The sequence below is a fragment of the Pseudomonas sp. genome (genome assembly GCF_049653025.1).
Taxonomy (GTDB): Bacteria; Pseudomonadota; Gammaproteobacteria; order Pseudomonadales; family Pseudomonadaceae; genus Aquipseudomonas.
The window spans coordinates 1-13,886 of the sequence record NZ_JBASFM010000011.1 but is presented as its reverse complement, the minus strand read 5'-3'; the positions used below and the strand labels follow the sequence as shown (position 1 = coordinate 13,886).

Here is a 13,886-nt window from a genome sequence, read left to right as displayed (position 1 = left end):
CAGCTGCATAAGCCGCGCTATTATCCCGCCCATCGATTGGGGGAGAGAACGCATGCTCAACGGCTTATGGCTGGGGTTTTTCGTGGTGGCGGCGATTGCCGGCCTGTCGCGCTGGTTGCTTGGCGATGATCCGACGGTGTTTGCCGCCATGGTCGAGAGCCTGTTCGCCATGGCCAAGCTGTCGGTCGAGGTCATGGTGCTGCTGTTCGGCACCCTGACGCTCTGGCTCGGCCTGCTGCGCATCGCCGAAAAAGCCGGTTTGGTGGATGCCCTGGCGCGTCTGCTCGGCCCGCTGTTTGCGCGGCTGATGCCAGAGGTGCCGCGCGGCCATCCGGCGCTGGGCCTGATCACCATGAACTTCGCCGCCAACGGCTTAGGCCTGGACAACGCCGCTACCCCCATCGGCCTCAAGGCCATGCGCGCGCTGCAAACGCTCAACCCCAGCAGCACCACGGCAAGCAATGCGCAAATCCTGTTTCTGGTGCTCAACGCCTCGTCGCTGACCCTGCTGCCGGTGAGCATCTTTATGTACCGGGTGCAGCAGGGCGCGCCCGACCCGACTCTGGTGTTTCTGCCGATCCTGCTGGCCACCAGCGCCTCGACCCTGGTTGGCCTGCTGTCGGTGGCGCTGATGCAGCGCCTGCGCCTGTGGGACCCGGTGGTGCTGGCCTATCTGATTCCCGGTGCGCTGCTGCTCGGCAGCTTTATGGCGCTGCTGGCTACGCTGTCGGCCACGGCGCTGGCGGCCCTGTCGTCACTGCTGGGCAACCTCACCCTGTTCGGCATCGTCCTGCTGTTTCTGCTGATTGGTGCGCTGAAGAAGGTGGCGGTGTACGAGGAGTTTGTCGAAGGCGCGAAAGAAGGCTTCGACGTGGCCAAGAGCCTGCTGCCCTACCTGGTGGCGATGCTCTGCGCGATTGGCGTGCTGCGTGCGTCCGGCGCGCTGGAATTCGGCCTCGACGGCATTCGCTGGCTGATCGAATGGTTGGGCTGGGATACGCGCTTTGTCGAGGCGCTACCCACCGCCCTGGTCAAACCGTTCTCCGGCAGCGCGGCGCGCGCCATGCTGATCGAAACCATGCAGACCCACGGCGTCGACAGCTTCCCGGCCCTGGTCGCGGCGACCATCCAGGGCAGCACCGAAACCACCTTCTACGTGTTGGCGGTGTACTTCGGCGCAGTCGGTATTCAGCGCGTGCGCCACGCCGTGGGCTGCGCCCTGCTGGCCGAGTTGGCCGGGGTGATGGCGGCTATATTCGTTTGTTACTGGTTCTTCGGCTAAGCGTTATTCGGTGACCTGGAAACGCAGCACGCCGATCATCTGCCCGGCTTCGGTCAGTACTTGCACCTGCCAGCGACCCACGGCGTCGACGGGGAAGTTCTGCTTGTGGGTCCAGGCGCGGTAGCCCTCTTTACGCCCGCCGTGGATATCCAGGGCAATGCGCTCGACTTCGCCACCGTCGCGTCGCCAGACGTGATAAATCCGCTCGTTCAGCCCGCGCGGCGCGTTGATCGCGGTGTAGGCGAACAGGCCCTGGCTGCGCAATTGCGCCACGCTCAACTGCTTGATGCTCTCGCCCGGTGCGCGGTTCTGGTTATCGAATTCGCTGGTCACCGCCACCTCGGTCAGCCACAGGGTCGCCGGCGGCACCCAGGCCCGTGCCAGCCAGCCGCCTGCGCCTATCGCTAGGGTCATGCCGACCAGCAGCAAACCACGCCACCAACGCTGCACGGTGATGATCGCGAACAGTGAGGGAAACGACAGCACGACCGCTGCCGCCAGCGCCAGCTGGTAGCTCTGCGGGGTGGTCAGCTTGAAGATGATCGGCAGCGCCGTGAGCAGCACGGCGAACAGCGCCAGGGTGTGATAAGCGAGGAACAGCCAGCGCTTGGGGGCCAGCCACTTGTAGTACAGCGGGTCGATGATCGACACCAGCGCCGCGCTGGCCAGCAGCCCGCTGAACAGCAGCTGACCGCTGTTCCAGGTGGTGGTGATAAAGAAGAACGGCAGAACGAAGAACAGGCTTTCCTGGTGAATCATCTGCGTGGCATAGCGCAGCAGCGGCGGCGGTAGTTCGAAGCCGAACCACTTAGCGATACGCTCGCGCAGGATGTTTTCCAGAATCAGCCACAACCAGCTGACCAACATCACCAGTGCCAACACCCGCGCCAGTCCGGCCTGGCGCTCGACCAGCAGAAAGCTCGCCAACCCTGAGGCAAAGCCGAAGATCGCGACCATGCCGGGGTTGCGTTGAATCAGGCCGATCAGTTTGAACATCTGTTGTTTCAGCAGGTGCATGAGTTGAATCCGAATACTCCGTCCATACGGCGCGGCGGTTGTCGCTGGGGTGGCGGGCGCAGAGCATAACGCGGCGGCATGCAAAAGGTTGAATCGACTGGCGCGATTGGTCATCGGCCGTGGCCAGCCTTGCCACTGCCGCCCGCAGGCCCCTGCACTAGGCTGCAATAGGGCGCGCCACAAGCGCGGCCCCATGTCCGTCGTCAATCAGGCCAGGGACTGCGCCCGGAGAAGTTAATGCGTGTCTTGATCACTGGAGCCGCCGGCTTTATCGGCCAGCAACTGCTCAATCAACTGGCTATTCAGCACCCGCAGTGGACGCTGATCGCCGCCGATATCCGTGCGCAGTGCAGCGCCGGTCTGAAATTGAACATCGAAACCGTGCAACTCGACATCAGCCAGGCCGAGGCCGTGCGCCAATGTGTGGCCGCCTGCAAGCCGCAGGCGATTGTGCACCTGGCCTCGGTGGTAACCCCGCCGCCGGGCATGAGTGAAGCGCAGCTGCACGCCATCGACGTGGGTGGCACCCAGGCGATTATTCAGGCAGCGCTGGAGCAGGGCGTCGAGCAGCTGATCGTTACCAGTTCGGGCGCGGCCTATGGCTATGACCCGAGGAATGCCGAGTGGCTGGATGAAGACCAGCCACTGCGCGGCCATGCGCATTTCGCCTACGCCAAGCACAAGCGCGAAATTGAATGCCTGCTGGCGCAAACCCGTCTGCTCCATCCGCAGCTCAAGCAGCTGGTGCTGCGCCCCGGCACGATCCTGGGCAAGCAGGTGAACAACCAGATCACCGAGCTGTTCAAGAAGCCGGCGGTACTGGGCATCCGCGGCAGCGACAGCCGCTTCGTGTTTATCTGGGATCAGGACGTGGTGGACATCATCTGCCGCGGCCTGCGCAATGGCAGCGAAGGCATCTTCAACCTGGCCGGTGATGGTGCACTGTCGCTCAAGGAAATCGCCGTGCTGCTCGACAAACCCTACCGTGCGCTGCCGGCCTGGCTGGTGCGCACGGTATTGCAGGTGCTCAAGCCGTTGGGCCTGAGCCAGTACGGCCCCGAGCAGGTGGATTTTCTGCGCTATCGTCCGGTACTGAGCAATCGCCGGCTGAAACAGCACTTCGGCTTTAGCCCGCGCTATACCTCGCGTGAGGCGTTTCTCGCGTTCCTGCGCGCGCAGGGCATTGCCGGGCGCAACCGTCTCGGTTAGTGCGGTTTCTGCTGCGCGCGGTATTCGCCGGGCGTCAGCCCTGTCCACTGGCGGAATGCGCGGAAAAATACGCTGGGCTCCGAATAGCCCAATAGCAGGGCAATTTCCGCGGCCGGCAGGCTGCCGTTGCTCAGGTGGTGCTCGGCGAGCTGCTGGCGTGTGTCGTTGAGCAGCTGCTGGTAGTTGCAGCCTTCCTCGGCCAAGCGCCGTTGCAGGGTGCGTTCGCTGAGGTGCAGCCGACGCGCCAGCTCGGCTCGGTCCGGCTCACCGCGCGCCAGCTGTTCGCCAAGCAGAGCCACCACACGGGCGCTCAGCCCCTCGCTGGGCAGGCGGGCGAGCAACGCCTCGGCATGCTGACGCAGCAGGTTCTGCAACGGCGGGTTGGCCTGGATCAGCGGCGCGCTGGCCAGCGCTTTGGGTAGCGCGATGCCGTAATCACTGGCGGCAAATTGCAGCGGGCAGGCAAAGGTCTGCGTATAGGCGCTGAGGTCAGGCGGCTCGGCATGCACGAATTGCGCACGCAGCAACTGCCAGTTTTCTAGCAACGGATGGAGCATCTGCACCCAGCAGGCCATCAATGCCAATACCCGCGTACGGGTGGCGGGCAACTCGGGGTGCAAGGGGCGATACAGCAGCAGTAATTCATCCGCCTGTTCGCGCAGCTGCACTTCGCCACCCTCGCCCACCAGGCGCTGGTAGCGCTGCCCGGCGGCCAGGGCATCGCCCAGGGTCGGGCTGCTCTGTAGCAGATAGCCGAGCACGCTGAACGGCCCCGGCGCGAGGTTGCTACCCAGGGCCAGCCCCGGTTCGGCATGCGCAATTTGGCTGAGCAGTTGCCACAGGCGTTCCTGCGCGGCGAAGGGCACGCGGGCATCGGGGTCGGTCAGCTGGCTGTCGTGCAGCCCGCATTCAAGCATCAGCTGGTTGCGATCAAGGCCCAGACGGCTGGCCGCGTGCAGCACCGCCAGGGTGATGCTGGCGCTGACGGAGGTGTGTTGCGAGTCGAGTGTGGTTTTTGGCATGGCCTGATTCTGCCCAAAGCCGTGGCCTGACGATAGGTCTTCGGCGTCTACCTGGCGCGTCATCGCCCGGCAACCGCCGGCAGATTGGCTAGGCTCAGCAGTCTAGGTTGCTCGTGCTGGCCGTCACGCTCATTGATCAAGGAGAACCTCATGAACGCTAAACCCATCGCCTGGGTGCTGTTGGCGGCCCTGGTCACGTTCACCCAGAGTGGCGCACTGCACGCTGCGCAGGTGCTGAGCATCGGCACAGGCGGGCAGACCGGTATCTATTACGTGGCCGGGCAATCGATCTGCCGCTTTCTCAACCGCGCCGAGTCCACCCACGGTCTGACCTGTAATGCTCTGCCCAGCGCTGGCGGCGTGGCCAATGTGCAGGGCATCCGCGACGGTAAGTTCATGTTCGGTTTTATGCAGGCCGATCATCAGTACAAGGCTCAGCAGGGTGTGCCGCCCTTTGATAAGGACGGCCCGTTAACGGACTTGCGCGCGCTGTTCTCCCTGCAAAGTGAAGTGTTCACTGTGTTGGCCCGGCGTGACGCCGCTATCAGCAGCCTCGACGACCTTAAAGGCAAACGGGTGAACATCGGCAACCCCGGTTCGGGGCAGCGCGAAACCCTGGAAGAAATCATGCAAGCCAAGGGTTGGGACAGTTCGGTATTTGCCATGGCCGCTGAATTGCGCGCCGCCGAGCAGGCGTCCGCCCTCGGCGATAACAATATCGATGCCATGACCTACTTCGTCGGCCATCCCAATGCGGCGATCCAGGAAGCCACCACCACCACCGATGCGCTGCTGGTGCCGGTGAGCGGCGCAGCAATCGACCAGCTTCTGCAGGCCAAGACGTACTACAGCAAGGCCGAGATTGCCGGTGGCCTATACCCCGGCAACCCAACGCCGACCCCCTCGATTGGCAGCAAAGCGGTGTTATCCACCTCGGCCCAAGTCAGCCCGGAAGTGGTCTATCAGCTGGTCAAGGCGCTGTTCGACAACCTCGAGCGCTTCAAGCAGTTGCACCCAGCCTTTGCCGAGCTGAATGAGGCCGAGATGATCAGCAGCGGTCTCAGCGCACCCCTGCACGAAGGCGCGCTGCGCTATTACAAGGAGCGCGGCTGGCGCTAAGAACCTGCTTACGATCTGCTGCGCAGCTTTTGGCGCAGTATGTTGTCGGGAAATCTCGGCTAAACAGCCTGAACGTCGCGTGATTACTGACTTTGTCGAGGGTGAGCAGTTTGTTGCGCAGGGCTGCGCAGGATGTTGCTCAGATTTATGTGAGTCCGCTCACAGGATGTTCTTTGGCAGCACAGTTGTTTTTATATCTTATTGATTTATATACTTTTTATATAAGTGGCATGCTTATCGCTCTATGCAGGGCTCCGGATCACGTTTAGATCCATGACCCAAGGCAAGGAAAGCACTCATGCCAACACCCGCGTATCTGTCCCTCGAAGGCACCAAACAAGGCCTGATCACCGCCGGCACCTTCACCGAAGATTCCGTCGGCAACATCTTCCAGGAAGGTCATGAAGACCAGATTCTGGTTCAAGCCTTCAACCACCAGGTGATCATCCCGCGTGATCCGCAGTCCGGTCAGCCGACTGGTCAGCGTGTGCACAAGCCGCTGATGATCACCAAAGTCTTCGACAAATCCTCGCCACTGATCTTCAACTCCCTGACTTCCGGTGAGCGTCTGTCCAAGTGCCGTCTGGAGTGGTACCGCACCTCCTCCACCGGTACTCAAGAGCACTACTTCACCATCGAGTTGGAAGATGCCGTGATCGTTGACGTGCAGTCGCGTATGCCGAACTGCCAGGATCCGAACATGTCGCACTTCACTCACCTGGAAGACGTGTACTTCACCTATCGCAAAATCGTTTGGACCCACGAAGTGTCCGGTACTTCCGGTTCCGACGACTGGCGTACCCCGATCGCCGCCTAATCCAGGCTGAGATCGCGCTCCATCGCAGCGGCCAGGCATCGTCCTGGCCGCTGCGTTTTCAGTGAGACCTGCTTCGCCAAACGCTTAAGGGCAATGCTGAAAAGCGCGAAGGCGTACACCCGTCAGGTCAAAACTGGGATAAAAACCCGCAGCGGTTCGATTCATGGAATGAAACAAGAGGAACAACGAATGTTCGCCCCTGCCAACCAGACGCATTTCAGCCTGAGCATCGAAGGCGTTAGCCACGACCTGCAGGTCCTTGAATTCAAAGGTCGTGAGGCGATCAGTCAGCCCTTCGAGTTCGAGCTGGAACTGGTCAGCGAACGCCCCGACCTCGACCGGCAAAGCCTGCTGCATCAGCCGGCGTTTCTGGCGTTGTCCCAGGCCGGCAACGGTATTCATGGGCTGATCTACCGCGTCGCCCAGGGTGAGTCCGGCAAACGCCTGACCCGCTACCACGTGACCCTGCGCCCACAGCTGGCGTACCTGGCGCACCGCACTAACCAGCGCATCTTTCAACACCTGACAGTTGCGAAGATCATCAGCCAAGTGCTGCAAGAGCACGGCATCCAGGCCAACGCCTACCAATTCCAACTCGGCTCGATCTACCCCGAGCGCGAGTACTGCGTGCAGTACGACGAATCCGATCTGCACTTCGTCCAACGCCTGTGCGAGGAAGAAGGTATTCACTACCACTTCCAGCACAGCGGACAAGGCCATGTACTAGTGTTCGGCGACGACCAGACGCCGTTCCCCACGCTCGCGCCCACCGCTTATCAACAAGACAGCGGCCTGGTTGCCGACAAGCCGGTAATCAAGCGCTTCGGTGTGCGTGTGGAAACCCGTTCGAACCGGGTGACCCGCCGCGACTACGACTTTGAAAAGCCCAAGCTGCTGATGGAGGCGGCCGCCAAGAGCGCGTTCAAGCCCGACCTTGAGGATTACGACTACCCTGGCCGGTTTGTCGACCGCGAGCGCGGCAAACACCTTAGCCAGCGCATCCTCGAACGCCATCGCCACGACTTCGAACTGGCGCAAGGCGATGGCGATCAGCCGCTGCTTGTCAGCGGCCATTTCCTGGCCCTGACCGAGCATCCGCGTTCCAGCTGGAACGACCTCTGGCTGCTCAGCGAAATCCATCACCAGGGCAAGCAGCCGCAGGTGCTGGAAGAGTCAGTCACCAGCCATACCGAAGTCAGCGATGGCTTCCAGCAGGGCTACCGCAACCGCTTCACCGCTACGCCCTGGGCAGTGCTGTATCGCCCGCCGCAGCACCATCCAAAACCGCGCATTCTCGGCAGCCAAAGCGCGGTGGTCACCGGGCCTGCGGGTGAAGAGATTCACTGCGACGAATATGGCCGCATCAAGGTGCAATTCTTCTGGGACCGCGAAGGCCAGGCCGACGACAAAACCAGCTGCTGGCTGCGCGTAAGTTCAAGCTGGGCCGGCGACCGCTACGGCGGCATCGCCATCCCGCGTGTGGGCATGGAGGTGCTGGTCACCTTCCTCGAAGGCGACCCCGATCAACCGCTGGTTACCGGCTGCCTGTACCACGCCGAACACGTGGTGCCCTACGCCTTGCCGGCGAACAAGACCCGCAGCCTGTTCAAGACCCTGAGCAGTCCGGGCGGTGGCGGCTACAACGAGCTGCGCATCGAAGATAAGAAAGGTGCCGAGCAGATCTACCTGCACGCCCAGCGCGACTGGGACGAAAACATCGAGCACGACCAGAAGATTCGTATCGGTAATGAGCGACACGACAGCGTCGAAGCCAACAGCTACAGCGAATTCAAAGCCGAAGAACACCGCACCACCCACGCCGACCGTAAAAGCGAAATCAAAGCCAACGACCACCTCAGCGTCGGCAACAACCAGCACATCAAAATCGGCACCGGCCAATTTATCAATGCGGGCCAGGAGATCCACCTGTCCAGCGGCCTGAAGGTCGTACTCGAAGCCGGCAGCGAACTGACCTTCCAGGCCGCCGGCAGCTTTATCAAACTGGATGCCAGCGGCGTCACCCTGGTCGGCCCTATCGTCAAACTCAACTCCGGCGGCGCGCCGGGTAGTGGCTCTGGCGCTGCGCCGATGTTGCCGGGCAAGGTTAAGCCGGCGGATGCGGATAAGGCTGGTAAATCACTGCTGGCCGCGCCCAAACAAGCAAAATTGCAGCCGCCCCAAGGCATCTGTGTGGAGTGCTGGAAAAAGGCCATACGCGAAAATCAAGCCTTGCAAGCAGGAGCGCCAGGATGATGTTGAGTAAGGTTGAACAGGCCTGGGCTGATGCCCAGCAAAGCGAGCAGAACTGCTATGCCATTGTCGAGGTTGGTTTACTGTCAGCTTCAGCGCGTTTGCAATTGCTGCAAACCGAGTTCCTCAAACAGTCACTGATGCAGCAGGAAGAGTTTGCTGCGCTACGCGCACATGGTCCTTGGCTACTGGATCTCGGCCATCTCGAATTCAATGAGTTTCTAGCGCTGGAGGAGCTCATCGGTACCTCGCCCCTGATGGGCTGGATACGTACCGACTGCTCATTTACCGATCTTGTCGAACACTTGAGCGATGCCCTGCTGGCCAAGGATGACGCGAATAGTGTTTACCTGTTGCGCAGTTACACCCCAACTACATTGCCCATACTTTATGCCCGCCGCGCCGCGTCCTGGCATGCTTGGTTGTTCGGCCCGATGCACGACTGGTGGTTTCCAAGCGCCGACGCAGATTGGCAGTGCTTATCGGGCCTGAGCGTGGAGCGCCCTGGCGACTACCAGCCGATCCACCTGGATGCCGACTTATGGCAAGCCTTGGAACTTGATCCGCTGGCTTTTAGTCTGACCAGCGAATTGGAAAAGAGCGCCGCCGAAGTGTTTACCAGCGAGTGTCATAGTGACCGCCTCGCGCAGGTAACACGCGCCGTCGATGCAGGCCGCAGCGAAGGTCTGCAACAGCCGGCCGATCTCAGCCTATTCGCCACCCTGCAACTGTTTGACCGCCACTTCCCGGCCAATCACCCGAACTGGGCGCAAGTTTTAACCCAGGTTCAAGAGCAACAGCAGCCGCTCGCGCAGGCGCTGAAGAGGCTATCCGCATGAGTCTGAATCTCACGAGCATGCTGACAAAGGTCGGTAACGCCCTGTTGTTCTTGGCGATAGCCCCGCTGATTTCAAGTGGCCGTATCGCCCGCTTGCATTACCTGGCTCTCACACTGCTCAGCTTCTCTCCATTTCTGGTGTTGATGAGCTTTTCTCTGCTGCCAGATAACGGCGTGCGGACACTGCTGATCAACACGTTCGTGGTGATCTCCCTACTCTACTTGACCATTGCCCAGTTCAGCCTGGCAATACGCCGCCTGCATGACATGGGCTTCAGCGGTTACTGGGTGGTCCCCGTACTAATGCTCAGCTTTTGCTGGATCGTGCTCCTGCTTTGGCCGGGGAAGGCCGCAACCAACAAGTACGGGCGGACGCCTACTTGGGCAAGTCTAAACCTCCCATCTCAATAACAGGAACGTTACGCCATGAGCCTGATTTTGAACTCCCCTCGACAACGCAGCTGGCGGCGGCGTGGGTTGATTTTTGGCCTGCTGATATTGCTGCTGCCCTCTGCGATTTTTTATCTCTATGGATTGTTACGTACGCCAGGGGCGATGCTGACGTCTGAAAACTATATGGACAGACCGGTCGGGAGCTTTTGGGTCAACGACTTCTGGGGGGGGAATCTTTCCGCAATGGGGGGGGGAGGCATCATGTGTTGTCGCCGCCTGGATGACTCGACCGCCAAGGTGGTGTGGATTCTAAGCATGTCCCAATCACAGGAAGACCAAGGGATGAGAATTGAGCGTCACGAAATCGAGGTGCCCATGCCACCACGAAGTCGTGATGACCGTTATCTGCATGTACGTTTTGACCCCGGTAACAAGGTACGGTTGGGTTGGAGTCCCGATCTGTTCAGTCCGTTTGTGCCGCGCCCAGATACAGCAAAGACCAGTGAGCAAGGAACTAATCCATGAGCGCCCCGGCTAATCTCGATCGCGCTGAGGCCATTAGCGCGCGTGTCAGCAGCGATGCGTGCAAGGGTAAAACGGCGGTGTTGCCTTGCGGTGCCACCTTGCACATAGGCTGTTTTTTCGACGGTTTTGCCCGCAATCTTGAGCAAGACCTGCAAGATGATCGCGCCAGCAATGTGGGGCGTCTATTTATGGCGCATCCTGACGATGATTTAGCCCCCTCGGCCAATTCCTTTGAGCGCCATAAGCGCTTCTATATCTCCGGGCTGGGTGCACCTTTCGATTCCACATTGGGCGGCGGCGCTGCATTGGCGGGTACAGGAATGGCCGGTGCCGCCAGCAAGGCCAAGGACAACCTGAGTAAGTTGCCCGCAGGTACTGCCACAGACATGGGCGTAGAGGCAGGCCAGGACATCCTCACCGGCAAGAACTGGTGGGAACGCATGCTAAACAACCTCTCCCCGGAAAAGCTGCGCGTCCGTGGTCTTGCTGGCGCGGCTACTGGCGTGGTCACCGCCGGTGTCGAAGGTGTGCCAATTATGCGCGACAACGAACAAATGGCCGAGTTATTCAAGACGGGGGTGGAGACACGCCTGGAGGCCGCCGCTCAAGCGTTGAACGACACGTTGAATAAAGTCCGTGCGCAAAGCGATGTTCCCCTTAAGCGCATCGCCGTATCGGTGTATGGCTTTGATTTTGGCGCGACCCTGGCGCGGGCCTTTAGTCACAAGCTATTTGCCGAGTGCGAACCCGGCACCACGCGCTATCAGGGCATTGCCCTGGATATCGTCTTTGCCGGGCTGTTCGATGCGGTGGATCGCAGCATGGCCAGCTCGATTGTGCTGGATTATTGGCTGCCACTGGTGAGTCAGGTGGACGATGGCGAATGCCTGCCAGGCCCCACCAAGGCTGCCTTGCACCTAGTGGCGGCGCATGAATGCCGGGGTACTCGACGCGCCCGCCTGATTGGCACTGGTGTGTCCACCCCGCGCTGGGAGGAGCGGCTGGTGCCGGGCATCAGTGAAGATGTCGGCGGCGGTCTGCGTAAAGAGGATGCGCCATCCAGTCGTGAGCTGCATCTGGCCTGCCTGCACGAGATGTACCGGGCGGCGTATCGGGCTGGAGTGCCTTTTCCTCAGATGGAGCAGCTACAGCGTGAGGATAAATACGTAGCAAGCTTCTTTGTTTTGAATGACCACATTAACGGCATCAGCGCGCTCGATGCCAGCACGCGCTACCAGGACAAAGTAGGGGCTCGGCAACCGTCCGCCGACGCATTTTTGCAGCACCGGCGCTGGTATATCCGCCGTCTGCGTGGGCTGTGGCAGATGTATCGCGAGCAATACCGCGCCTTCGAGGAGGAGGAGGCACGGCTGGAGCGTCCGCTTATGGGCAGTGGCGGTGTATTTGCCCGGCACCTGGGCCTGGGTAACGAAAGCCCCGCTCAGGCCGCCACCCGCGACCGCGTACTGGCTCAGGTGCGGGCCCGTAAGGCCGCACTCCGCAATAGTCTGGGTTGGTTGGAGCAGGTGCAGATGGAGGCCGATATGCTTGGCCGACACTCATACTCCGCGCCGACTCAGGCGCTGCTTGACGAGTGGTACGCACCGGTTGCGGTGACGGTGAGTTTCGATATCGAAGACGTGCTCGAACTCTTCCTTAATGACCGCTACATGATTAGCCAGCTCTCACCGACCATTACGACGCTCAAGTACTTCGTGGTTCGCGATTTCGACAGCCCCGATTGGCGCAAAACGGCGGGAACACTCCCGAGTCCATTGGAGCAGGTGGCGAGGTAAGTCTTGATGGTGCTGGCAGCACGGCGCAGCGGCCACTTTGACGGAATGGCCTGAACGAAGCCCCCGCTACTTGAGGGGCTGATCCGTCTGCACCGAACAACGGAAGCTGGCGTACAGCGAATAGTCTTCCTGCACTGCCGGTTCCGGCCACCTTACAACGGTATTTGCCAGAATCCAGGGGTGCTCATCCATGCCCTTGCCACGCTTGACTCTGTAGGTACCAGTGTTCAGCCCCCTGGGATTCTCGCGTGGGACGCCATCGTCATAGCCCGGATCATAATCACCGACCCAGTCCGTGGCATTTCCGGCCATATCGTAAAGCCCCAGGGGGTTGGGTGGAAAACTACCGACGGGGTAGGTGCCATCCGTCCAGTCCTCCTGGCGCGGCGGATAGTTGCGTCCGAAATCCAATCGCCCGTTGTCTGTGGGATAGACCACATGTTTGCCCCGGTTGCGTGCCGCAAACTCCCACTGCGCTTCCGTAGGTAGATCGACAGGCAAGCCACTAAGATCTCCCACCCAGCGGCAGTAGTCTTTAGCTTGTTGCCAATCCTTGGTTGGTGCCGGCTTGTCTGGTTGATACCAGTCTTTCAATGCTTCTTCTTCGCGCTCGTCGGCATCCATGATCGGTCGACCATTGACCTGCTGGAATAGATCGAAGTCGCCTAGGCGGGTCTGATAACGCGACAAGTGATAACCAGAAAGTCGCACATGGTGCAGCTCATCATCCTCGCCGTTCACGGTGATCCGGCACAGCAGCTCGCGCGGCACGCCACATGGCCATTCGCATACATCTGCAAGATTGCGATCACAGGGCCAGCCAAAGTCGCCTGCCTCGAATTCGCCACCTTCGATAAACACCATATCGTCCAGCGAGCGCACCACTGTGCGTAGCACCGCATCGTGCTGTTCGGCGGACAGATCGGGGTGGCGCTGGGTGATCGCCGCTGCGATCGCCTTGACCTTGGCAGGCGCTAGTTTGCTACTGCTGAGCAACGGTTCTGATTGGGCCTGGCAGCCCGTTAACGCCAATAAGAGAACAGCCAGAGGCACACGGAAAAGCATTGGACGATCCTTGTCGAAGCAGTATGAGCGCGAACTTACTCGTTTGATCGACCTGGAGCGCGAGCGTGGACTAAATGCATAGCTGCCTAAAGCTAGAGTGGTTTCTTATTTGAGAGAATTGCTCGACTGGACCGAGCAGCGAAAGCTGGCGGTTGTCGAATAGGCTGTCTGGTCGGGTGCTTCCGGCCAACGCACGACAGTATTTGCTAGAATCGACGGAGCCTCATCCACGCCATGCCCACGCATGATCTTGTAGAGCCCCGTTTCGGGCCCCTTGGGGTTATCGAGCGGCGAATTAGGGTAATAATCGGGGTCGTACCAGTCATTGACCCAGTCCTTGGCATTGCCCGCCATGTCATATAACCCCAGCGGGTTAGGCGCAAAGCTACCCACGGGATGAACAGGCACATGCATTTCGTCGGTTCTTGGTGGGTAGTTGCGGCCGAAATCCAGGGTGCCGGTATCGGTCGGGTAGATAACGTGCTGACCCCGGTTGCGGGCCGCGAACTCCCACTGTGCCTCTGAGGGCAGATCGACTGGCGCACCACTGAGC

13 protein-coding genes are annotated in these 13,886 nt (G+C 60.5%); 9 read left to right on the top strand and 4 right to left on the bottom strand.

What is annotated here, in order from left to right:
* Positions 1-52: 52 nt before the first annotated feature.
* Complete coding sequence (locus WBK23_RS09505; RefSeq protein ID WP_424483734.1) at positions 53-1,282, top strand: nucleoside recognition domain-containing protein; 1,230 nt, start codon at positions 53-55, stop codon at positions 1,280-1,282.
* A gap of 3 nt (positions 1,283-1,285) precedes the next feature.
* Here the strand turns inward: WBK23_RS09505 and WBK23_RS09500 are convergent, their stop codons facing one another.
* Positions 1,286-2,299, bottom strand: coding sequence for a DUF5924 family protein (locus WBK23_RS09500; protein WP_424483733.1), 1,014 nt, complete (start codon positions 2,297-2,299; stop codon positions 1,286-1,288).
* A 237-nt stretch (positions 2,300-2,536) separates the two neighbouring features.
* On the opposite strand from WBK23_RS09500, the gene WBK23_RS09495 reads away from it, so the two are divergent.
* Positions 2,537-3,508, top strand: coding sequence for an NAD-dependent epimerase/dehydratase family protein (locus WBK23_RS09495; RefSeq protein ID WP_424483732.1), 972 nt, complete (start codon positions 2,537-2,539; stop codon positions 3,506-3,508).
* Here the strand turns inward: WBK23_RS09495 and WBK23_RS09490 are convergent.
* Positions 3,505-4,530, bottom strand: coding sequence for an AraC family transcriptional regulator (locus tag WBK23_RS09490; RefSeq protein ID WP_424483731.1), 1,026 nt, complete (start codon positions 4,528-4,530; stop codon positions 3,505-3,507). The two genes, WBK23_RS09495 and WBK23_RS09490, sit on opposite strands and share 4 nt — an antisense overlap.
* Positions 4,531-4,680: 150 nt before the next feature.
* Here WBK23_RS09490 and WBK23_RS09485 point away from each other — a divergent pair, with 150 nt between their 5' ends.
* The 7 genes from WBK23_RS09485 (at position 4,681) to WBK23_RS09455 (ending at position 12,268) form a co-directional block, all read left to right on the top strand.
* Entirely contained in the window at positions 4,681-5,649 is a 969-nt protein-coding gene (locus WBK23_RS09485; RefSeq protein WP_424483730.1) for a TAXI family TRAP transporter solute-binding subunit, read from the top strand.
* Positions 5,650-5,947: 298 nt separating this feature from the next.
* Positions 5,948-6,466, top strand: coding sequence for an Hcp family type VI secretion system effector (locus tag WBK23_RS09480; protein WP_424483729.1), 519 nt, complete (start codon positions 5,948-5,950; stop codon positions 6,464-6,466).
* A 189-nt stretch (positions 6,467-6,655) separates the two neighbouring features.
* The gene (tssI, locus tag WBK23_RS09475) at positions 6,656-8,719 is read left to right on the top strand and encodes a type VI secretion system tip protein TssI/VgrG (RefSeq protein WP_424483728.1); all 2,064 of its coding nucleotides are present in this window, start codon (positions 6,656-6,658) and stop codon (positions 8,717-8,719) included.
* Positions 8,716-9,555 (top strand): DUF4123 domain-containing protein, encoded by an 840-nt coding sequence (locus tag WBK23_RS09470; RefSeq protein WP_424483727.1) that lies wholly within the window; start codon positions 8,716-8,718, stop codon positions 9,553-9,555. Before tssI ends, WBK23_RS09470 begins: the two co-directional genes overlap by 4 nt.
* The gene (locus WBK23_RS09465) at positions 9,552-9,965 is read left to right on the top strand and encodes a DUF805 domain-containing protein (RefSeq protein ID WP_424483726.1); all 414 of its coding nucleotides are present in this window, start codon (positions 9,552-9,554) and stop codon (positions 9,963-9,965) included. Before WBK23_RS09470 ends, WBK23_RS09465 begins: the two co-directional genes overlap by 4 nt.
* Positions 9,966-9,980: 15 nt before the next feature.
* Positions 9,981-10,472, top strand: coding sequence for a DUF3304 domain-containing protein (locus tag WBK23_RS09460; RefSeq protein WP_424483725.1), 492 nt, complete (start codon positions 9,981-9,983; stop codon positions 10,470-10,472).
* Positions 10,469-12,268 carry a hypothetical protein gene (locus WBK23_RS09455; RefSeq protein ID WP_424483724.1) on the top strand — a complete coding sequence of 600 codons (1,800 nt, stop codon included), beginning with the start codon at positions 10,469-10,471 and terminating at the stop codon, positions 12,266-12,268. The genes WBK23_RS09460 and WBK23_RS09455 overlap by 4 nt, the downstream gene beginning before the upstream one ends.
* Positions 12,269-12,334: 66 nt before the next feature.
* On the opposite strand, the gene WBK23_RS09450 is transcribed toward WBK23_RS09455, so the two are convergent.
* A complete protein-coding gene (locus WBK23_RS09450; protein WP_424483723.1) occupies positions 12,335-13,333 on the bottom strand; it encodes a formylglycine-generating enzyme family protein in 999 nt (332 codons plus the stop codon).
* Positions 13,334-13,438: 105 nt separating this feature from the next.
* Positions 13,439-13,886: formylglycine-generating enzyme family protein (locus WBK23_RS09445; protein ID WP_424483722.1), on the bottom strand; the 448-nt coding region annotated here is incomplete at its 5' end.